18 protein-coding genes are annotated in these 21,877 nt (G+C 49.6%); 8 read left to right on the top strand and 10 right to left on the bottom strand.

Annotation, left to right across the window (positions count from 1 at the left end; all coding sequences use genetic code 11):
* Positions 1–41 precede the first annotated feature (41 nt).
* Complete coding sequence (locus tag EVX52_RS09635; RefSeq protein ID WP_129952546.1) at positions 42–713, top strand: PTS transporter subunit EIIC; 672 nt, start codon at positions 42–44, stop codon at positions 711–713.
* Between the two features lie 15 nt (positions 714–728).
* Complete coding sequence (locus EVX52_RS09630) at positions 729–1,220, top strand: hypothetical protein (RefSeq protein WP_129991176.1); 492 nt, start codon at positions 729–731, stop codon at positions 1,218–1,220.
* Between the two features lie 68 nt (positions 1,221–1,288).
* Here EVX52_RS09630 and EVX52_RS09625 read toward each other — a convergent pair whose 3' ends face one another.
* Positions 1,289–3,016 (bottom strand): potassium/proton antiporter, encoded by a 1,728-nt coding sequence (locus EVX52_RS09625; protein WP_129952548.1) that lies wholly within the window; start codon positions 3,014–3,016, stop codon positions 1,289–1,291.
* Positions 3,017–3,209: 193 nt separating this feature from the next.
* Between EVX52_RS09625 and EVX52_RS09620 the strand changes: the two genes are divergently transcribed.
* On the top strand, positions 3,210–3,404 hold the full coding sequence (locus EVX52_RS09620) for a hypothetical protein (RefSeq protein WP_165383713.1): 195 nt from the start codon (positions 3,210–3,212) through the stop codon (positions 3,402–3,404).
* Between the two features lie 62 nt (positions 3,405–3,466).
* On the opposite strand, the gene EVX52_RS09615 is transcribed toward EVX52_RS09620, so the two are convergent.
* The 3 genes from EVX52_RS09615 to puuD are packed head-to-tail and all read right to left on the bottom strand — an operon-like array spanning position 3,467 to position 6,196.
* A complete protein-coding gene (locus EVX52_RS09615; protein WP_129952550.1) occupies positions 3,467–4,780 on the bottom strand; it encodes an FAD-binding oxidoreductase in 1,314 nt (437 codons plus the stop codon).
* A gap of 50 nt (positions 4,781–4,830) precedes the next feature.
* Positions 4,831–5,388, bottom strand: coding sequence for an HTH-type transcriptional regulator PuuR (puuR, locus tag EVX52_RS09610; RefSeq protein ID WP_129952551.1), 558 nt, complete (start codon positions 5,386–5,388; stop codon positions 4,831–4,833).
* A gap of 4 nt (positions 5,389–5,392) precedes the next feature.
* Positions 5,393–6,196: a gamma-glutamyl-gamma-aminobutyrate hydrolase gene (puuD, locus tag EVX52_RS09605; RefSeq protein WP_129952552.1), complete on the bottom strand. Its 804-nt coding sequence runs from the start codon at positions 6,194–6,196 to the stop codon at positions 5,393–5,395.
* A gap of 359 nt (positions 6,197–6,555) precedes the next feature.
* On the opposite strand from puuD, the gene EVX52_RS09600 reads away from it, so the two are divergent.
* A complete protein-coding gene (locus tag EVX52_RS09600; RefSeq protein ID WP_129952787.1) occupies positions 6,556–7,980 on the top strand; it encodes a glutamine synthetase family protein in 1,425 nt (474 codons plus the stop codon).
* A gap of 516 nt (positions 7,981–8,496) precedes the next feature.
* Positions 8,497–9,873 carry an APC family permease gene (locus EVX52_RS09590; protein WP_129952554.1) on the top strand — a complete coding sequence of 459 codons (1,377 nt, stop codon included), beginning with the start codon at positions 8,497–8,499 and terminating at the stop codon, positions 9,871–9,873.
* A 668-nt stretch (positions 9,874–10,541) separates the two neighbouring features.
* On the opposite strand, the gene sbcB is transcribed toward EVX52_RS09590, so the two are convergent.
* The 4 genes from sbcB to EVX52_RS09570 all read right to left on the bottom strand — a co-directional run bounded on the left by sbcB (position 10,542) and on the right by EVX52_RS09570 (position 15,753).
* Positions 10,542–11,969, bottom strand: coding sequence for an exodeoxyribonuclease I (sbcB, locus tag EVX52_RS09585; protein ID WP_129991175.1), 1,428 nt, complete (start codon positions 11,967–11,969; stop codon positions 10,542–10,544).
* A gap of 499 nt (positions 11,970–12,468) precedes the next feature.
* Positions 12,469–14,499 (bottom strand): hypothetical protein, encoded by a 2,031-nt coding sequence (locus EVX52_RS09580; RefSeq protein WP_129991174.1) that lies wholly within the window; start codon positions 14,497–14,499, stop codon positions 12,469–12,471.
* A complete protein-coding gene (locus EVX52_RS09575; protein ID WP_129952557.1) occupies positions 14,480–15,472 on the bottom strand; it encodes a glycosyltransferase family 2 protein in 993 nt (330 codons plus the stop codon). The genes EVX52_RS09580 and EVX52_RS09575 overlap by 20 nt, the downstream gene beginning before the upstream one ends.
* Entirely contained in the window at positions 15,469–15,753 is a 285-nt protein-coding gene (locus tag EVX52_RS09570; protein WP_235174251.1) for a GtrA family protein, read from the bottom strand. Before EVX52_RS09570 ends, EVX52_RS09575 begins: the two co-directional genes overlap by 4 nt.
* 738 nt (positions 15,754–16,491) lie before the next feature.
* On the opposite strand from EVX52_RS09570, the gene EVX52_RS09565 reads away from it, so the two are divergent.
* Entirely contained in the window at positions 16,492–17,589 is a 1,098-nt protein-coding gene (locus EVX52_RS09565) for an FUSC family protein (RefSeq protein ID WP_129952558.1), read from the top strand.
* Between the two features lie 167 nt (positions 17,590–17,756).
* Positions 17,757–18,089, top strand: a complete 333-nt coding sequence (locus tag EVX52_RS09560) for a DUF496 family protein (protein ID WP_013574907.1) — start codon at positions 17,757–17,759, stop codon at positions 18,087–18,089.
* Between the two features lie 56 nt (positions 18,090–18,145).
* Here the strand turns inward: EVX52_RS09560 and EVX52_RS09555 are convergent, their stop codons facing one another.
* Both EVX52_RS09555 and EVX52_RS09550 read right to left on the bottom strand, forming a co-directional pair.
* Positions 18,146–19,105 (bottom strand): D-2-hydroxyacid dehydrogenase family protein, encoded by a 960-nt coding sequence (locus tag EVX52_RS09555; protein WP_129952559.1) that lies wholly within the window; start codon positions 19,103–19,105, stop codon positions 18,146–18,148.
* A 93-nt stretch (positions 19,106–19,198) separates the two neighbouring features.
* On the bottom strand, positions 19,199–20,302 hold the full coding sequence (locus EVX52_RS09550; protein WP_129952560.1) for an ABC transporter ATP-binding protein: 1,104 nt from the start codon (positions 20,300–20,302) through the stop codon (positions 19,199–19,201).
* A gap of 276 nt (positions 20,303–20,578) precedes the next feature.
* Here EVX52_RS09550 and EVX52_RS09545 point away from each other — a divergent pair, with 276 nt between their 5' ends.
* Positions 20,579–21,805, top strand: a complete 1,227-nt coding sequence (locus tag EVX52_RS09545; protein WP_129991173.1) for an extracellular solute-binding protein — start codon at positions 20,579–20,581, stop codon at positions 21,803–21,805.
* Positions 21,806–21,877: the final 72 nt, after the last annotated feature.

Below are 21,877 nucleotides of genomic sequence, written 5' to 3'. Positions count from 1 at the left end.
CTGTTCTTTTGAAAGGGCGAACGTCTAACCCGGAACTCAACATGGGCGTATTGTCGGGTATTCTTACCGGGGTTCTGGCGGGAGTCTTATATAATCGCTATCAGAATATCCGTTTACCCGAATATCTGGCTTTCTTTGGCGGCAAACGGTTTATCCCGATTGCGACAGGGCTGAGCTGCCTGCTGCTGGGTATGGTGCTGGCGTGGGCGTGGGCACCGGTTCAACACGGCGTAAACACTCTGGGAAACTGGCTGGTTGCGTCGGGGCCGGTGGGGCCATTTGTTTACGGCGTCCTGAATGTGATTTTCCGTGTAGTTGGCTTGCACCATATTGTTAATTCGCTGGTCTGGTTTGTGTTTGGCACCTTTACTCCTGAGCAGGGTGCGGCGGTCACGGGTGATATTCATCGTTTCAATCTTGCGACGCCGGGCAGGGGGGAAGAGAATGAATCTGCCAGTCCCTTCATTAACTCCTCACGGCTTGCCGCTGCCTATCTCGATGCTTTGGGCGGAAAGAAAAATCTGATACGGGTTGATGCCTGCATAACCCGCTTGCGCCTTGAAATTGTCGACAGGGATATGATTCAGGAGCCAGCGTTAAAAAAACTGGGAGCGATGGGAGTGATAAAACGTGGAGATTCAGGCCTGCAGGTCATCATCGGTACGCAGGCGGAAATTATTGCCAGTGAAATTCGTGAATTATTAAATCAATAAGGACATCTCTCTCTCATGACAAAGAAACGATTACTGGATTGTTGTGCTTCGGATGTCGTTAACATGGACCGCGAGACGCTTCTCTATGCTATCCATGCCAGCGAAGGTCGCGTGTTAGTCAGTGAAACGATCGCCATCACTCAGCCTTTACTGAACAATGTCAGCAATGCGGAGCTCGCCGCGTCACAGGGTGCAGATGTTGTTCTGATCCCTGCTCCGGGGACTGTTCCGGGGATGAGTCAGGAAAAAGTCACGTCGCTGATTGCCTGTGCACATGCGCACGGGGCGCTGGCGATGACAACCATCGGGACATCCCAGGAAGGCGCTGATGTCAGTACGGTGCGGCAAATTGCGCTGATGAGCAAAATGGCCGGGGCTGATTTGCATCACATTGGCGATACAGGTTATATGGGGATCGCACTGCCCGAGAATATCATGGCTTACAGTATTGCGATCCGCGGTGTACGCCATACGTATACCCGCATGGCGAGATCGATTAACCGCTAATTTGAACAAATCCCGGTGTGAGACCGGGATTTGTATTATCTGGCGGAAACTTTCGATAAAACTACTTTTCAGGCCTTCTGCGTCACAATTCTGACACCGACTTTACTTACCCGGTTCCCCTCCATTTCCGCAATTGTCCACGTCAGCCCGTCCCATTCGATATGGTCACCGATAACCGGTTCGCCACCGAGCAGATTGATCACGAAATGCCCCAGGGTTTGCGACTGATCGACCGTCTCTTCCAGATTCAGACCATACAGCTGGGAAATCGCATCCAGCGGCGCATCAGCCTGCAAAATGAAATCACCAAAGAAACGGTCATCAAGCACCACTTTATTGCTGTCACTGAACAACTTGCCGAGCTCCGGTAAGTCTTTTTCCTGGCCGATCACACAAAGAATATCGCCTTCCTTCAGACGCGTACTGCCGGTCGGATGCAGCATTTCTTTGCCACGGAACAGCGCCGCAATGCGTGTCGCCTGGGGCATTTGCAGATCACGCAGTGCGGCACCGACGCACCATTTGTCGGAACCGAGCTGATAGACAAATTGTTCCCAGTCGTTATAAACATCGATATCCAGCCCGACGCGTGAAATCGGCGTTGGTTGCGGCGGCACCAGCACTTTGGCTTTTTTGGCCGCAAAGCCTAAGGATGTGCCCTGAAGCAGCAAGGAAACCAGCACGATAAAGAAGGCGACATTAAAATACAGTGTGGCGTTAGGCAGTCCGGCCATCATCGGGAACACTGCCAGAATGATCGGCACTGCGCCACGCAGCCCGACCCAGGAAATAAAGAAGCGCTCACGCAAGGTAAAGTTTTTGAACGGGATCAGACTGACAAACACCGACAGCGGGCGTGCCAGCAGAATCATCCACAATGACAGTGCCAGCGCTGCGACAGCAATGGGCAACAGATCGCTTGGCGTCAGCAACAAACCCAGCACCAGGAACATACCAATCTGGCTGAGCCAGGCCAGCCCGTCAAAGGTTTGTAAAATACCGTGACGGTTGCGGATGGGCATATTGCCGAGCATCAGGCCGCACAGATACACCGCCAGAATGCCGCTGCCTTCCAGTGACATGGTTGCCGCGTACACCAGCAAACCCCCGCTGAATGCCAGCAGCGGATACAGCCCGGTCGCCAGCGTAATCTTATTAATCAGCTTGTGCAGCAGCCAGCCGCCGCCCACACCAAACACGATGCCGAGGCCAAACTGGCGCACCACATCAACAACAAACATCAGGCTAAGGCCCTGTTCACCTTTAGATATCATGTCTATCAGGGTGATGGTCAGAAATACCGCCATCGGGTCGTTGCTGCCGGATTCAATTTCCAGCGTGGCGCTGACACGTTCGTTCAGACCTTTACCCCCGATCAGCGAGAAGACGGCTGCCGCATCGGTTGAACCGATAATTGCGCCAATCAGTAAACCCTGCATCAGGTTGATATTGAACAACCATGCGGCGGCCAGCCCGGTCAACCCGGCGGTAATCAGGACACCGATTGTCGCCAGAGACAGGGCAGGCCACAGGGCAACACGAAAGGAAGAGGCCCGCGTACGCATCCCGCCGTCCAGCAAAATTACCGCCAGCGCCAGGTTACTGATCAGATAGGCGGCGGGGTAATTATCGAAGGCAATACCGCCAATTCCGTCGACGCCCGCCAGCATGCCGATCGCCAGGAAAATGACCAAAATAGGGATGCCAAGCTTAGAAGAGAACGAACTGAGCAAAATGCTCGCTGCGACTAACAGGGCGCCAATAAAGAAAAGAGTATTAATCGTGCTGGCGTCCAAGAGCGTTCTCCTTGTAAGGCATGAATGGAGCGGGGTGTGCGGTATCGTCATCAGTGACAATGCCTTTAATTTATCAGGAAAATGATCGCGTTGCTGAGGTCATTTAGGATTTTTATTAGTTGCACTTAAAAATAAAAAACTATGCTTAAAGAGGAGTGAGGTTTATATGCAGTGCATACAAAAGGAAACCACAATGAGTGAATTTACCGGTGTACACCGCGAGGTGATGAAAGATGGCGCGATAAAACATGTTCTTATCCGCGATGCGCAAGGCAATGAACAGTCAGTTGCAGCAAAAGATTATATTTCGCAAGGGATCGAGCCAGATCTGAATGAGTTGCCCGAAGTTGAGACTGACAGTGAATTCCCGGTCGCGGGCAAAGCCTGAGGAACAGAGCTCCCCGCTGCGAAACAGCGGGGTTTTTTCAGGATTTCAACAGGATAAAAGGATCAGACGCCTAAGCGATCGCGCAGAGAATAATAGGCTGCGCCCAGCATGGTAAACGGGACCTGAAAATTGCGGCCGCCGAAGAAAGGCATGTGCGGCAAACGCGCAAACGCATCGAAGCGTTCAGCATCGCCACGCAACATTTCGGTGATGAGCTTTCCGGCCAGATGCGTTAGCGTAACGCCATGCCCGCTGTCACCCTGCATGTAATAAATGTTATTTTCCAGCCGGCCAAACTGCGGCAGGCGTGATAACGTCAGCAGGAAATTGCCGCCCCAGCGATAATCGATCTTCACGCCCTTAAGCTGCGGGAAAGTACGGTTGAGTTTGGGCAGGATCACTGAATCGATATTGGGCGGATTTTTGCCGCCGTATGTCACGCCGCCACCATACAGCATTCGCTTATCAGCGGTAAGGCGGAAATAATCGAGCAGATAATTACAGTCTTCTACGCAATAATTGTTGGGCAACAATGACAGCGCCATGTCATCGGACAAGGGTTCGGTTGCGATGATCTGCGAGCCACACGGCATGCTCAGACGTGTGAGGCGGGGCGCCAGTTGCTGACTGAGATAGGCATTACCTGCCAAAATCACATATTTGGCTTTCACCTGACCTCGGGCTGTGTGCACTAATGCCGGTTCCCCGTGATCAATGCGCGTGACAGCGGAGCCCTCATATATACGTCCGCCATGACGGCGCACCGCTTCGGCTTCACCCAACACCAGATTCAGCGGATGAAGATGACCGCCATTTTTATCCAGCAGCCCGCCCACGTAGCGATCGGTGGCGATTTCGCGACGCACGGCGGTTTCATCCAGCAGTGTCAGGTGAGTGTGGCCGTAACGGTTCCATAACTTTTGCTGTTCGCGCAGCTTCGACAACTGACGGGTACTCAGCGCGGCAAAAATACAGCCGGGGCGATAATCGCAGTCGATGGCATACTGGTCGATACGCTGGCGAATAATGTTCGCGCCTTCAAACATCATACTGCCGAGCATATCCGCGGTCTGACGTCCGTAGCGGTCTTCGATCACATCAATATCGCGGCTATAAGAATTGACTACCTGGCCGCCATTGCGCCCGCTGGCCCCCCAGCCCACGCGCGCGGCTTCAAGCACCACCACGTCGTAACCGGCCTCACACAAATATAAAGCAGACGAAATGCCGGTATAGCCTGCACCGACAATACAAACATCGCACTCAATATTGTCTGTCAGTTCCGGCCACGGCGCGTGTTTGTTGACGGAACTGGCGTAGTAGCTGTCGGTATGTGGCACCCCGGCCACGCGGGGACTTCCTGTTTGGGCACTCATGATGACATCCTTCCTGAGGTTCCCGTTGCCACGTACTGAGCCGGTGACAACTAGAAGGTATTAGGCGTATGTGCGCTGACAATCCTGCAAATCCGCGACGAAATATTACTGAAACTGTGAGGGTCAGCCGTGTTAATGGCATAACTTTGTCCCGCACGCAGCGGGTAACGTTGACCATTGACGGTTAAGATGATTTCTCCTTCTAACAGGGTGCCGACTTCCTCGCCCTGATGTTTGATTTTGTCGCCCGTGGTGCTGCCGGGCTGATAGGTCTCCAGCAGCATGGCGACACTGTGGTTTAGCGTGCCGTTGTGCACCATTCGCATGGAGACGCCACGACTGCCGATTTCGATTAAATCCGCCGCATTAATCACGATTTGCGGCGCGTTACTTTTATGCTCTTCGGCGAAAAACTCCGAAAGTGACAGCCCGTAAACCCGCAATAACTTCTGCAACGTACTCACGGCGGGGCTGACTTTATCCTGTTCGATGGTGCTGATGGCGCTGTGTGTCAGGCCAGACAACTCGGCGGCTTTGCGTTGTGACATCCCGAGTTGCTGGCGAATTTCAGAAAGCCGGCGACCAGGCGCCAGACTGACTTCGCTCATCCGTTTATTCCTCTCGTACGCTCCGGGCCTGATGGCCCTTGCGACAGGCAGCGATAAAAGCGTTAAACAGCTGACGCGACACCGGGTCAGTCAGACTGTGCCATTCCGGATGCCATTGCACACCAAGGGCAAACGGATGATTGCGGACACTCACGGCTTCCACCAGATTGTCCGGTGCGCGCGCTTCCACGGTCAGTGCTTCACCCAGACGGTTAGCCCCCTGACCATGGAGAGAATTCACCTGAAATTGCTGATAATCGGGTAGTAATTCTGAAAGTAAGCCCCCCGGTTCGATATGCACCGGATGCACGAGATCATACTGATTGTCATGTGGCAGGCTGGTATCTTCGCGGTGATCCATATAGCCCGGCACCTCCTGTACTTTGCGGTGCAGACTGCCGCCGGTGGCCACCACCAGCTCCTGCAAACCGCGGCAGGCGGCAAAGAGCGGGATCTTCTTATCCAGCGTTGCGCGTATGAGTTGTAAACTCAGGCGGTCGCGGCCGGGATCGGCCAGCTCCTCGACACCTTCTTCACCGTACTGATGAGGTTCAATATTGCTGGGGCTGCCGGTGAGGAAGATGCCGTCCAGACCGCGCAGAATCTGATCTATCGCGCCTTCGCGAGCCGCCAGTTCATGCGGCAAACAAACCGGAAGGGCATCGGCGTTGAAAATAGCGTCCAGATACTTTTCATGGACAGTGAGGGCAGGGTTTTCATCAACCGTGTTTTCGCACATGACTACCCCAATGACCGGTCTGTAGCGCGTCTCTTTTCCCGCAGATGCCGTGGAAAATATATTGCCCATAATACCGCCTCGTTGAGTAGATGAATTGACTGACAGCACGCGCCTCCCCGCACGTCTCTGTTCAGAATATTGACCTTTCATTGACCAATTTAGCAGCGCTCTGCTCGCTTTTCAAACGGATATGTTACGGGAATGTAGATGTTGCAAAAAATTAATGTTGAGGCTAGGGTTAATAATATGGCTGTTATTTTGAGCAAAAAAAGCGTTTTTTTGAGCATAACTGAGAGGATCCCGACTCCATCAGAGCACAGCGTTGAACACAGTGATGACCCGGTAAAGATAGCCGGCTGGCACCATGGTGGGGCCTGATATGCCGGAAACCAGCAAATGGCGGAAAACCTATGCAAGCGACTGAACTGATGAAAGAAATCAAGAAAGAGATTAGCGGGACTGAACCCCTCGCTAAGCACGTTGAAGAGCGAAGTAGCGCGTTCCAGGATGAAGTGTCTGAATACCTGGAGCGTCATCCACAAACTCTTCACGTCGACGTCCTGCTCACCGATCTCAATGGCTCCTTCCGCGGCAAACGCATTCCCGTCTCAGCACTTCGAAAACTCGAAAAAGGTTGTTACTTCCCGGCATCGGTCTTCGCCATGGACATTCTCGGTAATGTCGTGGAAGAAGCCGGATTAGGCCAGGAACTGGGCGAACCCGACCATGTCTGTGTGCCGGTTCCCGGTACCTTAACGCCCTCCGCCTCCGATCCTGAACATACCGGTCAGCTGCTTCTGACCATGCTTGACGAAGATGGCACTCCCTTTAACGTTGAACCACGCAATGTGCTTAATCATATCTGGCAAACATTGCGCCAGCGGGGTCTGTTTCCGGTGGTAGCGGTAGAGCTGGAGTTCTATCTGCTCGACAGGCAGCGCGATGCCGAAGGCTATATTCAGCCACCTTGTACGCCGGGGACGCAGGAACGCAGTATGCATACTCAGGTTTACTCCGTAGATAATCTTGATCACTTTGCCGATGTGCTCAGTGACATTGATCGCCTGGCTCACATTCAGGGTTTACCGGCGGACGGGGCGGTAGCAGAGTCCTCACCGGGACAATTCGAAATCAATTTGCACCACAGCGAAAATATTCTGCGCGCCTGTGATCACGCCCTGATGCTCAAACGTCTGGTGCGTCTGGTGGCAGAGAATCATGATATGGACGCCACTTTTATGGCGAAACCCTACGACGAATACGCGGGCAGCGGGATGCATATCCATCTCAGCGTGCTCGATGACAACGGTAAAAACCTGTTTGCCGGTGACGGTGGCGACGATTCTGAACTGATGAAACGCTCCCTTGCCGGAATGATTGCGCTGATGCCTGCATCCATGGCATTACTGGCGCCGAACGTGAATGCTTTCCGCCGCTTCCAGCCGGGCATGTATGTGCCGACCCAGGCCTCATGGGGACACAATAACCGTACCGTTGCACTTCGTGTGCCTTGCAGCGGAACAGCAGACCACCGTGTGGAATACCGCGTCGCGGGTGCTGATGCTAACCCGTATTTAGTGGTTGCCACGGTGCTGGCAGGCATGCTGTATGGACTGGATAATGATTTGCCATTACCTGAACCGGTTACCGGTAACGGTCTGGAACAGGAGGGTATTCCGCTGCCTATCCGCCAGAGCGATGCATTGTATGATTTTGATGAACAACCGGCGCTGAAAAAGATCCTCGGGGAGCGTTTCTCGCAGGTCTATCACACCTGTAAATCCGATGAACTTCTGCAATTTGAGAGAAGAGTAACGGAAACGGAAATCGACTGGATGCTGAAAAATGCCTGATTCCGGGGCGTGCCTGGCACTGTGTAAAAGGTTAAACCTTAAGTGTTGCCACGCCCATACAGGGGGGATCTGTGCGTGAATGTTTTGAACGCGAAAAGAATTTGTAACGCAACGCCTGTGAATGTTGTCATTTATGCGTGATTTGTGCAAAATACGCCGCACTGCAGATAACCGACGCTTAAAGGCGCCGGTTATTTTTTTTGTATATGCAGTACCCAACTAATTCAACAGAGGCCGGACCCAGATCCGGATAGATAACAAGGTTCGTGTGCGATCCCAAATTAAAACCGGTCGCCACTATGAGGAAATGTAACATGGGGCAATACTTCAAACCTGTACCGGTACCCGCCGGTGCTACTTTCAGCTGCGGCCACATTCGCACAGCCTTCATCTCTGCGTTCAGCGAGGTGAAGATCACTCCCCCGTTTACTGGTAATAACTCCCGAAGTTTTCCCTGTACGTTGCTTTCAGAGGCGTTTAAGCGCCCGGTGTTTGCAATCCAGGGAGGGCTGAACCATGTCTGCTAATGCTACTGCCGCTCCGGCCACTCAGCGTGTACAACTGCGTAAAACCCTGACATTGGTTCAGGTTGTGATGATGGGCCTCGCCTATCTGCAGCCGATGACCATTTTTGATACCTTCGGTATCGTTTCCGGCCTGACCGATGGCCACGTTGCGACGGCGTATATCTTCGCGTTGATTGCCGTCCTGTTTACCGCCGTCAGTTACGGCAAGCTGGTGCAGCGATTCCCGTCTGCCGGTTCTGCTTACACTTACGCGCAAAAAGCTATCAGCCCGCACGTCGGCTTCATGGTCGGCTGGTCATCTTTGCTGGACTATCTGTTCATGCCGATGATCAACATTCTGCTGGCGAAAATCTACCTGGAAGCCATCTTCCCGGGCGTGCCGTCGTGGATCTTTGTCGTAGCCCTGGTCGGCATGATGACCGCGTTCAACCTGCGTGGCATCAAAATCGTCGCAAACCTCAACAGCATCATTGTTGTCGTGCAGGTGGCGATCATGGTGGTCTTCCTGGGCCTGTTAGTTCGTGGCGTCTACATGGGCGAGGGCATGGGCACACTGGCAACGACTAAGCCATTCTTCAGTGAGAATGCGCACGTGGTGCCAATGATTACCGGAGCGACTATCCTGTGCTTCTCGTTCCTGGGCTTTGACGGCATCAGTTCGTTGTCTGAAGAAACCCCGAACGCGGGCAAAGTGATCCCGAAAGCGATTTTCCTGACCGCGCTGATCGGGGGCATCATCTTCGTGGTGGTGTCTTACTTCCTGCAACTGTACTTCCCGGACATCTCGCGCTTTAAAGATCCGGACGCGTCTCAGCCTGAAATCATGCTGTATGTGGCAGGCAAGTTCTTCCAGTCCGTCATTCTGTGTTTCAGCTGTGTAACCGTTCTGGCATCCGGCATGGCTGCCCACGCCGGGGTTTCCCGACTGTTATATGTGATGGGTCGCGATGGTGTATTCCCGGAAAAACTGTTCGGTTATGTGCATCCGAAATGGCGCACCCCGACATTCAACGTCTTGCTGGTTGGCGTTGTGGCGATGTCTGCGGTGACCTTTGATCTGGTTACGGCGACGGCGCTGATCAACTTCGGCGCGCTGGTGGCGTTCACCTTCGTGAACCTGTCTGTGATTTCACAATTCTACATTCGTGAAAAACGTAACCGTACATTCAAAGATCACGTCAATTACCTGATCCTGCCGGTGATTGGTGCACTGACCGTCGGTGCGCTGTGGCTGAATCTGGAATCGAGCTCGATGACACTGGGCTTAGTCTGGGGAGCGATTGGTCTGGGGTATCTGGCGTTTATCACCAAAGCGTTTCGCAAGCAGCCGCCGCAGATGAGCGGGGAAATAGCACCGGAAGCGTGATTTTTGCCCTTTGAAAAGGGCAGGATACTTTCTTTGCAGATGGCGGCTCTAATTTGCAGAGGTCGTTGCAATTGCGACTTTTCAAATCTGATCGAGAATATTTCGGTTTCTCTCGAACGGTGATTATTTAACGTTTCGCGCCGAAACCGAACAAAGGGGGAAGTGCTTTCCCCCTTTGCATTCCCCCCGCTTTTTTCAACACGCGCTACCGCAGGCACGACGGACATATTTCCCGGCAATAGTGAGTGGCGTAAAATGTCATCGCTTCGCGATTCCCTCATTTCAGGTGTCGAGCCTTGGGTCTCGAACCGTTCATTCGGTGCCATTTTGAGCACGCCAATCCACATTTCTGGAGGATGAATTCAGTCCGCCATTGAATTTAAGATCGTGCGGGCGGTTCAGAAATCTTGCTGAACGGAGCGGCTTCGAGACCTTTGGCTCGAAGACCGAGAGAAGGTACCGCGCAGCGGCAAGATTTCCAGCCTGTCGCAATAGCACCTGAAACATTGTAACCAGCGAAGCGCGCAGTAAAAAAAGCGAGGAGAGTCGAGAGAGGAAAAGCACTTTCCTCTCTCGTCGGTTTCGGCACAAAAAGCCGCATGACAACTGATTTTGAGAAACCGAAATTTTCACTATTCCAGAAGGGGTCGTTGGGGAATCCCCAAAAATTAACCCACCAGTTTCTTCCCATATTCAAACAGCGCCTTGAGAAGCGCTATCTTCTCAGCATCCCCCTCATGCAAGTTATAGAGCGATTCAAGCTCTAAAATGTACGCCTGCACACGTTCGTCCGTCAGTTTCTCCTGCCGGTGCAACATCCAGCGCTTTTGCTCGGCATCGGTAAGCGTGGCGGGGTAGTTGCGTGCACGGAAACGGAACAACAGGGGCTCAATGCGCTCATCGTTAAAAGTCAGATCCAGCGCGGGAAGTTTCTCCGGACGGGTTTCCAGAATGATGCGCATGGCCGCGCGATCGGCATCGCTGAAGAAACCGTCATAAAGGCGGGCGTCCACGTCATCGGCCGGGGTAAAGGGTTCAGCTTCAGCAAACATCGCGACCACTTTCTCGCGCACCTGCGGATTTTGACGTAGCAATTGCAGATTTTCCAGGCAGCGCTGACGGTCGATCCCCAGGCGTTCGGCATTTTCCGGCAACAATGTCTTGGCCGGAGCCAGCACCGGACATTTATTGATATGCACCAGTTTGATCGGCAGCGGAGATTGTCCGGCCTGCAAAGTATCGCGGCGGCTGTACAGGCGCTCACGCATTTCATCAGGACTGAGATCTAACAACGTGGACATATCACCGGCGAGGTCACACATGATCACCGCATTCTTATTCTCAGGATGCCACGCCAGTGGTGCTACCCATGCGGTATTACCCCGTGCAGCGCCGAACATACCGGAAACATGCACCAGCGGCGCCATCGCAGGGATGTCGATCAGGGTATTGAGTTTATGTTTGCTGCGGTGTTCAAGCAGAAAACTGAACAGACGCGGCTGCGCCTGCTTCACCAGTTTCGCCATGGCGATAGTCGCGTAAACGTCGGCCATCGCATCATGGGCATTTTCATGTTCGATGCCATTGGCTTTGGTCAGATGTTCAAGACGGAAACTCGGGAAGCCATCATCATTTTCCGGCCAGTTGATGCCTTCCGGACGCAGCGCATAACAGGCGCGCATTACATCCAGTAAATCCCAGCGGGAATTGCCGTTTTGCCAGCTGTAGGCATACGGGTCGTAAAAGTTACGATAAAGGATATTCCGGCTGACTTCATCGTCAAAACGGATATTGTTATAACCAACAATGCAGGTGCCCGGCACGCTGAATGCCTGGTGAATTTGCGCGGTAAACTCGGCTTCAATCACACCGCGCTCCAGGGCAATTTGTGGCGTGATGCCGGTAATCATCACTGCTTCAGGTTCAGGCAGATAATCATCAGAAGGGCGGCAATAAATCACCAACGGTTCTTCGATGATATTGAAATCTTCGTCAGTTCTTACCCCGGCAAACTGCGCCGGACGATCCAGCGCCGGGTTTTTACCAAAGGTTTCATAATCGTGGAAGTAGAACGTTTTTTGCGGCTTATCTGACATAATTTTATTGTGCCTAAATTCGTATGTATTTTACTGTCCAAACCAGTGCGTCAACCAGGCGTATCGCCACCCAGTATTCTATCAGATAGAGTCTGCTGAGTCCGGTTTGCCAACAATGCTCGGAGAAAAATGGTTTGTCTGTTTACATAACATTATCATGGCTCCCGGTGACAAATGAACTCTGTGAATTTTAAAGTATTGAATGGTAAGTAAACAAATTTTTAACATGGTAATAAGCTTGTGATCCGTTTTTTCCACAGGGAAAATCTGTCTCAAAATATTTGCTTAGTAAGGATTCGGCCATAAATGGTGAAATTATTCTGGATAGTAACAGCATATATAGTAAGGCGAGCACATTATCCCGTTCAGAATTATATTTACAGGCGGCAGGATTATGATTGCTCATAAATATAGAGGGGAGGGGAATGCGGAAAATTTTAACATCAGCGTGATTTTCGTTGAAAAAAGCCTTTGCTGTTTTAGCAAAGGCTCAGTATGTTTATTTTTTAACGATCATAATAGAGTCACATGAAGGGTTACCATGTTTATCTATCGTTAGGGTCGTAAGCATGTTATTAAATTTCCTTACATCAAGAGATGAAGAGCCGTTGTTCTCGATATGGCTTGATATATGTCTTCCAGACATGTCGGAAATGGTGACATCCACACCATCAGCTGTTGAACACGTATTCCGGACTGATGAAATGAGGAGTTCATTAATGCCATTTAACGTCCAGGTTATTGTGGTCGGACGGTTTTCACCTGGATGTCCATAGAGAGTTCCATCATCTTCAATGTCTAATTTGCCCCACACATCACCTAAAGAAATCGATCCCGTTGAATAAGGAATGAACAGACTGGTGTCGTAAATCCCTTTCCATTGCGGGTAGCTGATATAATATTTTGAGATGAAATCCATCATTTCATTATAGGTAAACGGCCTCGTTCTTTCATAAACATAGGCGGTAGCCCCCTTTTCGAGCGGATAGCCATTTCCAACCCTTTTAAAAGCTTTTCCTATCCCCTCATTATTTAGCAACTCTTTTGCAGGAATTGTAATAACTTGCTGGCCTGATGGCGTTAAATGTGTTTGTACGGGATCAACAACGATGATGAACCTGGACATCAGTGCAGGAATGTTCAGCCCGTCTCTGAGATCAACCTGGGACATTCCAGTCAAATACTTACTCAATTTCAGATTTGAAAGTGTGTCGAGCATATTATCGTTAAGAACACCACTGGATGATAAAACAGTCAGTTTTTCAGTATCATGTAGCATGCTCTGAATATCAGAAGATAACCTGACATAGTTGCCATAATTATCAACACGCATTGGTGTGTATTTAGTGGGCAAATATTTTGAGAAGTCATTGATGTTTGTATTAAATAAGGACTGCTTATTAATGATAAGACAGATGATTATTGTTAATGAGACAAGAATGGCTTTAGGGACGGTAGAATTCAGTTTGAAAAGGAACCATTTTATTGAAATGGCTGAAGCGATAAGTACCCATAATGCAAAAGGCAGGCAGTGATGCAAACCCGGTGATTGAGTTTTTGTAAAGATGAAAAAACTAAAAACCAAATTGAATAAAGAAAAAATGACTAAATATTTCTCTTTCGTTTTCTTAGTAAAAATTGATACGACTACTGATATTATAAAAAATGGAAATATGTACAATCCAATATCATGCAAAACGTTATAAAGAGATGATGCGACACTGGACTGATAAGCAGAATAGATAAACGAGTAATCAGTTGTTGCCACTCTGACAAGCAAGTTCCATTGCAATGCTATCGATAATAATATTGATACAATTCCAGATATAAAAAAGAAGGTGCAAATCCTAAAGATTTTTTTAAAACTATGCCCTTCTACTTTATAAATAAAATAATTCAGCACAGGTAAAGAGAGATACATTGAAATGACAGTATAGGCATACCATCTTCTGAGTAAAAATGGCGACCATAAAATAGCACCAAGGATGATCGCTCTTTTGATATTCAGTTTACCAGACAGATCTGTTTTACATGTATAGATAATCGCTGATATAACAAAGATAAGACCGCAAATATCAGGATAACCTCTGAGCGTAGGAGCCCAAAAAGCCACAAAAGTTGCAGGCAGGACCAGAGAAATAATTGCCCAGCAGACAGACTGCTTCTCAGAAAATTGTTTTAATAAGACTGAAAACAGAAGTGATACGGGGAGCAAATAAACAATGGACAGCGATAATATATAGGTGAGCCTACCCTCTCCACCAAAAGCGTAAAAGAGGGAGGTTAAAGCCACGGGGAGGAGATTATAATCATCATTTTTTATCGACGAAGCAAGTCTCGACAGTGTCCCAACAGGATCAATAGAAAAGCCCAAACTGAATTGTTGCCACAATCTCCAGTACCCATTGGAATCCCAATAATATATATTATGTTCTTTCCCTACATAATGCATTGTAAGGTAAGTCACAAATAAAAGTACCACTGTAAAAAATATAGTACCCCTGAATTTTTTACTTAAATTCATTGTCATCACCACGCTTTTCCTCAACAAAAAAACGAGGCCTCCCTTTAGTTTCGATGTAAATCTTTCCAACATACTCACCAATCACACCCAGGCAGAGCAGTTGCACACCCCCCAGGAAAATGATTGAAATCATTACTGAGGTCCAGCCCTCAACAGTGCTACCTGTGATTTTTTCAAAAATCGCATAAGCTGCTGTTATTATTGAAATAAGACAGGTAATAAAGCCCAGTGCAGATATCATCCTGAGTGGGGTTATAGTCAGCGATGTAATGCCTTCTACAGCTAATGAAAGCATCTTCTTTAATGGATATTTCGATTCTCCGGCTACCCGGTCATCTCTCGAATAATAAACCCTTGCTGAATTAAATCCTAATAATGGAACAATTCCGCGAATATACATATTCTGTTCTTTAAACGTAAGCAAACAATCGACAGCCTTTCGACTCATCAGTCTGTAATCAGCGTGATTAGAAACCTGATTTACTCCCATCTTTTCCATCAGTGAGTAGAACAGATTGGCACTTATTCTCTTGAATGCACTGTCGGTGGAGCGATCATCCCTCACACCATAGACAATATCATTACCTTCTTGATATTTTTCAACCATCGTTTCTATGCACCGAACATCATCCTGAAGATCGGCGTCTATACTTACCACAACATCTGCAGTTGTATTCGCTAAGCCTGCTATCAGTGCATTCTGATGGCCTCGGTTTTTAGAAAGTTTAATCCCAGAGACAAAAGTGTTTTTCTGGCACGCTTCTTTAATCTGATCCCATGTGTCGTCTTTGCTACCGTCATCAACAAAAATTATCTTGCTGCCTGCGCCGATTTTTTGCGTTGAAATTAAATTGCATAATACCTCGCCTAATACTTTTAGGCAGTGTGGGAATGCTTCTTTTTCATTATAGCATGGAACCACAATTTCCATTCTAGGAGGGGTATTATCGCATTCCTGCGGTATATCAAAATCGTTCATTTCATCACCCAAAATCTATTAAGTAGGAAGCCTGTTATGGTATAAAAAATCATCCCTATGATTTGCGAGAAAAAAGTGTAATCCGGGAAGAAGAATAATATGCATTTAATTGGAACAAGGTTAACAAGATAAGCAATTCCGCAAGTCACCAGAAATTTTATCAATCTGCTGAAGCTTGGGGTCGAATTAAATGTAAAGAGCGTATTTAGGATAAAACTGAATATTATACCAACTACGTAGCCAATAGCATTGGCCAAATAAATGTTCACATTGGCATACATCAAGGAAAATATAACGATACCTGTTAACCCTGTATTGAAAAGCCCAACAACCATATATTTAGCGAGTAATTTATTTGTGGACACTCTAACCTGCTTAAAACACGTACCGTAAGTTGATAGGTAATGGTAGTTAAAAATGTTAACTTAACAAGCGTTAACATAATTAATGTGATTATGTTATGGCTACCTAGGTGTGTCAGACTGGATTTTACTCAACACTACAGCAACCTGTCGCCAAGAGACCTCTCAATGTCCTCATACTTCACAGGCAAACCGAGGCTTCCGGCATTGCTGTATCTGTACTCTTATCCGTGTCGCTCAATTACAGTATTTGGTGAAAATTACGTCAACAAATTGATAGTGCTGCAATACATATATTTTCAACGAGATATAACGATCTATGGAATTTACTCTGTCACTCAAAAATATTGACTTGTTATTGTTAATAAATTTTCTTAATTTTGCGACCAGACTTAGAAGATAAGCACAAACCCCGTCTGATAAGCAGTAAATGCACCGAAGGATATTGTCACTGAGAAGAGAGTATTTTCCTTCCGAAGCTTCCTTTAACCCCATTCCAAAATACTGGCACAATCCAGGGCCGGTTGTTAAATAAATCCCGGAGGTCCGCTTTTCCGTCTCACCGTACCCAATCCCTGATAAAACCAGGGTGATCCCCTCTGGTAACTCGGCTAAACTAGCGCCTTCTTTGTATTTATGCCTTACGGCAGGCTCAACGTGCGTCTCGACAAGAAAATTTCTCAGCTGGATAACATCATTTACCGTAATTACAGAGTTACTCACGCCCTGCGTATTGCGGTGGCGTTTATTCTGACATTCCTGATTGTCCGGCTGACAAAAATCCCTGAAGGCACCTGGCCGCTGATCACAATGGTGGTGGTGATGGGGCCGATTTCCTTTTGGGGGAATGTGGTTCAGCGGGTGCTGGAGCGCATCACCGGCACCGTATTCGGTTCACTCTCAGGGTTGATAGCCTTATGGCTTGAACTCTATTCCTTTCCGCTGATGTTGATGTGGTGCGGGATTGTGATGTTCGTCAGCGGTTATCTGACTCTCGGCAAGCGTCCGTATATGGCGCTGCTGATTGGGATTACGCTGGCGGTCGTGTGTGGCGCGGGACCTGGCGATATGAATACTGCACTGTGGCGTTCCGGTGATGTGATTTTCGGCTCCCTGCTGGCACTGCTTTTCGCCAGTATTTACCCCCAGCGCGCGTTTATTCACTGGCGCATGCAGATGGCCGATTACCTGATGTCGCTGAATAAACTTTACAGCGCCTGGCTGTCGCCGAACATGCTTGAACGCCCGCAGTTGCACGGTAAAATGAAAACCACGATGGGGCAGATGGTCAAAATGCGTTCTCTGTTTGCTCCCGCCAGTAAGGAATCGCATATTCCGCGTGAAGTGTTTGACGCTATCCAGACTCTGAGCCGTAATCTGTTGTGTACTCTTGAACTGCTGGCCGATGCCTACTGGAGTTCGCGCGAAAGCCATTTCCTGATGCTCAATGCCCGCACGCTGCGCAGCGCGCAACGGCTGATGCTCGATACGCTGGAAAAACTCAGTCTGATGCTGATGAACGGTACCAAAGGTGATGAACTGACGATCAATCATCAGCTGAATGAATCTGCAGAAGAACTGAAAGCGCTGATGGCGGAAATGAATGCCGCACACCATCTGGAAGCGCAGGTGTACGGCTATGTGTGGCTGAGTTCGCAGGTCGCGGAACAACTGCGGGCGATGGGAGACCTGATCACCATGACGATGCAAAAAGAAGACGCTCAAATAAGCAGCGTTAAAACGCCAAAAGCATGAAGGGATTTTTGTCTGCGGTCTAAAACGGGTAAGATGGTCTTATTGGACGATTATCTGAGCGCACCGCCCGATCTTTGCTAGTCTTCCTGCTAACTGCCGGTAAGGCAGACCAAGCGGTTGCGACAAGTCAGTCACTGAATCTGTGTAACTTAATCGAAGGTGTTAAAATGGACAATATCAACAAGCCGAGTTTCCAGGACGTTCTGGAGTTTGTGCGCATTTTCCGTCGTAAAAACAAATTACAACGTGAAATTGCTGACAACGAAAAGAAAATCCGTGACAACCAGAAACGCGTTCTGCTGCTCGATAACCTGAGTGATTACATCAAACCAGGCATGAGCATCGACGAAATTCAGGCGATCATTGCCAGCATGCGCGGCGACTATGAAGATCGCGTTGATGACTACATCATCCGCAATGCAGACCTGTCGAAAGAACGTCGTGAAATGTCCAAGAAACTGAAAGCAATGGGCGAAATCAAAGCCAACGAAACCAAGTAATTTCGTCGCCGCTGAAAGCAAAAACCGGGTGGATACCCGGTTTTTTTACGTTTGCACTAATCCAGCACACGCAGCGGCTTACCCGCCAGAAATGACCGGATATTCTCGACCGCTTCGGTGAAGTACACCTGATAATTACTGTCGGCGACATAACCCAGATGGGGTGTCGCCAGCACGTTCGGTTGCGTTCTGAAAGGATGATCGGCCGGCAATGGCTCGGCATCAAAGACATCAAGTCCGGCACCGGCTAACTGACTGTTTTGCAGCGCACTGAGCAGGGCGGGTTGATCGACAATGGCGGCGCGCGACGTATTGATCAGCAGGGCAGAGGGTTTCATCTGTGCCAGTTCTTTCGCACCCAGTAAGCCGCGTGTGCGCTCGCCGAGCACCAGATGAATGGAAACCACGTCGCTGGTTTGCAGTAACGCTTCTTTTGATGTGCAGAATTTTACGCCATGTGCTGCGGCGTGTTCTGCAGTCAGATTATGACTCCACGCGCACACCTCCATGCCAAAGGCCTGCGCGATATGGGCCACCTTCTGGCCAATTTTCCCCAGCCCCAGCAGACCAAGCTGTTTACCGCTCAGGCCGACGCCCAGCGTGCTTTGCCACGGGCCGTTGTGGCGTAGCGCATTATTTTCCGTGACCAGATGCCGTGCCAGCCCGAGGATCAGGGCCCACGTCAGCTCAACCGGCGCGGCCTGTCCGCTGCCGGTGCCACAGACCGTCACGCCATGTTTTTTCGCAGCGACAAGATCAACCGACGCATTACGCATGCCGGAAGTGATCAGCAGTTTCAGATTGGGCAGGCGGGCAAACAGTGCAGCGGTGAATGGCGTACGTTCGCGCATAATCACCACAATGTCGGCATCTTTCAGCGTTTCAGCGAGGGCATTTTCGTCGGCAATATGTTCTGTCAGCGCACGGCATTCCACCTGTGGTGCAAGTGACTGCCAGTCAGCCAGCGACAGGGAAACATTCTGGTAATCATCAAGAATCCGGCAGTGAAGTGGCATGGAAATCTCTCATATGAAAATCATGATAAAGAGATATAACACTGAAACAGCCGGGAGGTGAAGTCTCCCGGCAACGCGGCCTGAAAAGATTAATTAATGCAGATGAGAAAGGCTGGGCGCGCTGATGCGCAGGCCGTCTTCGCTGAACACCATACAACGTTTGGCATCAAACCAGGTGGTCAGGCTCTGATAAGGGTTGAAAGCCATGTCGCCCGGCAGCAGCATTTTAAAGCCATCAATGCCATAACACTGACCAAACAGATACGTGCTGTTGCCCAGCCGCTCTACCACTTCGCAGTTAAATTCCAGCACGTTTTCGGTTTCCTGCGACAGCAAATGTTCAGGGCGGATCCCAAGCGTGACTTTATCACCCGCCGACAGTTCAGAGGTGCTCAGTGCCAGTGTCAGGGTCTTCTCCGGCGTCAGGCGTACTTCGAGCTGTTCCGGCTGCCAGCGGATCACTTCAGCAGGCAGGAAATTCATTTTGGGTGATCCGATAAACCCCGCGACAAACTGATTCACCGGATTGTAGTAAAGATCCATCGGTGCGCCCATTTGCTCGACTTTGCCGTAATTCATCACCACGATTTTATCGGCCAGTGTCATGGCTTCAGTCTGATCGTGTGTCACATACACCATGGTGGTTTTCAGTTCCTGGTGCAGCTTGGAAATGTGTAACCGCATATCCACACGCAGCTCTGCATCAAGGTTAGACAGGGGCTCATCGAACATAAATACCTGCGGATTACGCACAATCGCACGCCCGATGGCGGTTCGCTGGCGCTGTCCGCCGGAAAGCTGTTTCGGTTTTCTGTCCAGCAGATGAGAAAGCTGCAACGTTTTGGCGACCATCTCCACCTGATGACGAATTTCTTCTTTCGGCACGCCGTTGACTTTCAGCCCGTAACCCATGTTTTCTGCAATGGTCATGTGCGGATACAGCGCGTAAGACTGAAACACCATCGCCACACCACGCCGGGAAGGATCGACGTCATTCACCCGCTGCTCGCCGATGTAAACGTCTCCTTCCGTAATCTCTTCCAGCCCGGCAATCATGCGCAGCAGGGTGGACTTACCGCATCCTGATGGCCCGACGAAAACGGTGAATTCGCCGTCTTCAATATCAATATTGATGCCATGTAATGTCACTGTTTTATCAAAACGCTTGACCACATTTTTAAGTCTGATGCTGGACATGTGAGACCTCATAAAGAATTCATACCGCTGATGTTTCGGACTATAACCACCTTGTGTAAGCGTTTGCACAAGCGGGTTCGAATTTTGGAGAGAAGATCACACAATGCGCATCTTTTTGTAGTGATTTATAGCTTGTAAGTTTAACGTATAACATAGTTTTTAAGGCGACATTAATCAGTATTGAATCAGCTTTTATGGGGTTTGGTACAAAGATTTTAGATTGAGTGTCGTTATAAACCCTACAAAAATGTTATACCTTCACATCCAGGAGCAACAATGAAAATTACACACCTTACTGCCTTGGTACTGATGTCGTTAAGTCTGAGCAGCCAGGCCGTCCGGGCAGCCGAGGGGCAACTGCTTATCTGGGAGGATATTAAGAAATCTTCCGGTATTTCCGACGCGGTGAAAGATTTTGAAAAAGAGAACAATGTCAAAGTCGTTGTGCAGGAAACGCCTTATGCACAACAAACGGAGAAATTACGTCTGGATGGTCCGGCAGGCATCGGCCCTGACGTCGTCGTGATCCCTAATGATCAGCTGGGCACGGCCGTGGTACAGGGGTTACTGGCACCGCTGAATCTCGACAAAACGTTTCTTGCCAGCTTCACACCGCCGGCGTTAAACGCCTTCCAGCTTAAAGGACAAACCTACGGTGTGCCGAAAGCAGTCGAAACGCTGGTGCTGATTTACAACAAAGATTTACTGCCGCAGGCACCGGCGACCCTCGACGAATATTACACCTTCTCCAAAGCCGAAAGGGCGAAAGGCAAATACGGCCTGTTAGCCAAGTTTGACGAAGTGTATTACGCCTATGGCGCGATGGCTTCCATGGGGGGCTACATTTTCGGTAAAGATGCGAAGGGTGAAATCAACGTTGAAGATATCGGCCTGAACAAACCGGGCAGCATTGAAGCCATTACTTATCTGAAGAAATTCTATGCCGACGGGTTATTCCCGGCAGGGATTGTCGGTGATAACGGGCTGAACGCTATCGACTCGCTGTTTACTGAGAAGAAAGCGGCTGCGGTGATCACCGGTCCGTGGGCCTTCCAGCCATATGAAGCGGCGGGTATTCACTATGGTGTTAAAGCGTTACCGCTGCTGCCAAACGGCAAACCGATGAGTTCATTCCTCGGCGTGAAAGGTTATGCGGTTTCAACTTACAGCAAGCAAAAACCGCTGGCGGAGAAATTCATCACCTTCATCAACCAGCCGAAGTACGCCAAAGTGCGCTACGAAGTGACCAAGGAAATCCCTGCTCTGACGGCGCTGGTTAACGATCCGATGATTAAAAACGATGAAAAAGCCAACGCGGTGGCAGAGCAGTCTACCCGCGCGACGGCCATGCCGGGTGTACCGGAAATGCAGGAAGTCTGGGGTCCGGCGAATAACGGTATTCAGCTGGGTGTGACCGGCAAACAACCGGTTGATGCCGCGCTCAACGATGCGGTGAAAAATATTCAGATGCAAATCGAAGCGGCGAAAGCCAGCAACGAGTAACCGGTAACGCTTGCTGAAACCCCGTATGTCTGACAGGAGGGAGTGATTTCACTCCCTCACCAGTGAAAGGAA

The organism is Rahnella sp. CFA14(1/10), from assembly GCF_004195095.1.
Taxonomy (GTDB): Bacteria; Pseudomonadota; Gammaproteobacteria; order Enterobacterales; family Enterobacteriaceae; genus Rahnella; species Rahnella perminowiae.
This window is presented reverse-complemented; position numbering and strand designations above follow the sequence as displayed.

Excerpts from the sequence above, each read along its gene's own strand:
- EVX52_RS09600 (WP_129952787.1), top strand. The coding sequence starts at position 6,556 with ATGAAAGAAATCAAGAAAGAGATTAGCGGGACTGAACCCCTCGCTAAG.
- EVX52_RS09575 (WP_129952557.1), bottom strand. The coding sequence starts at position 15,472 with ATGAACGATTTTGATATACCGCAGGAATGCGATAATACCCCTCCTAGA.
- sbcB (WP_129991175.1), bottom strand. The coding sequence starts at position 11,969 with ATGTCAGATAAGCCGCAAAAAACGTTCTACTTCCACGATTATGAAACC.
- puuD (WP_129952552.1), bottom strand. The coding sequence starts at position 6,196 with ATGGGCAATATATTTTCCACGGCATCTGCGGGAAAAGAGACGCGCTAC.
- EVX52_RS09635 (WP_129952546.1), top strand. The coding sequence starts at position 42 with ATGGGCGTATTGTCGGGTATTCTTACCGGGGTTCTGGCGGGAGTCTTA.
- EVX52_RS09545 (WP_129991173.1), top strand. The coding sequence starts at position 20,579 with ATGAAAATTACACACCTTACTGCCTTGGTACTGATGTCGTTAAGTCTG.
- EVX52_RS09620 (WP_165383713.1), top strand. The coding sequence starts at position 3,210 with ATGAGTGAATTTACCGGTGTACACCGCGAGGTGATGAAAGATGGCGCG.
- puuR (WP_129952551.1), bottom strand. The coding sequence starts at position 5,388 with ATGAGCGAAGTCAGTCTGGCGCCTGGTCGCCGGCTTTCTGAAATTCGC.
- EVX52_RS09590 (WP_129952554.1), top strand. The coding sequence starts at position 8,497 with ATGTCTGCTAATGCTACTGCCGCTCCGGCCACTCAGCGTGTACAACTG.
- EVX52_RS09615 (WP_129952550.1), bottom strand. The coding sequence starts at position 4,780 with ATGAGTGCCCAAACAGGAAGTCCCCGCGTGGCCGGGGTGCCACATACC.
- EVX52_RS09555 (WP_129952559.1), bottom strand. The coding sequence starts at position 19,105 with ATGCCACTTCACTGCCGGATTCTTGATGATTACCAGAATGTTTCCCTG.
- EVX52_RS09630 (WP_129991176.1), top strand. The coding sequence starts at position 729 with ATGACAAAGAAACGATTACTGGATTGTTGTGCTTCGGATGTCGTTAAC.
- EVX52_RS09550 (WP_129952560.1), bottom strand. The coding sequence starts at position 20,302 with ATGTCCAGCATCAGACTTAAAAATGTGGTCAAGCGTTTTGATAAAACA.
- EVX52_RS09580 (WP_129991174.1), bottom strand. The coding sequence starts at position 14,499 with ATGACAATGAATTTAAGTAAAAAATTCAGGGGTACTATATTTTTTACA.
- EVX52_RS09560 (WP_013574907.1), top strand. The coding sequence starts at position 17,757 with ATGGACAATATCAACAAGCCGAGTTTCCAGGACGTTCTGGAGTTTGTG.
- EVX52_RS09570 (WP_235174251.1), bottom strand. The coding sequence starts at position 15,753 with ATGTATGCCAATGTGAACATTTATTTGGCCAATGCTATTGGCTACGTA.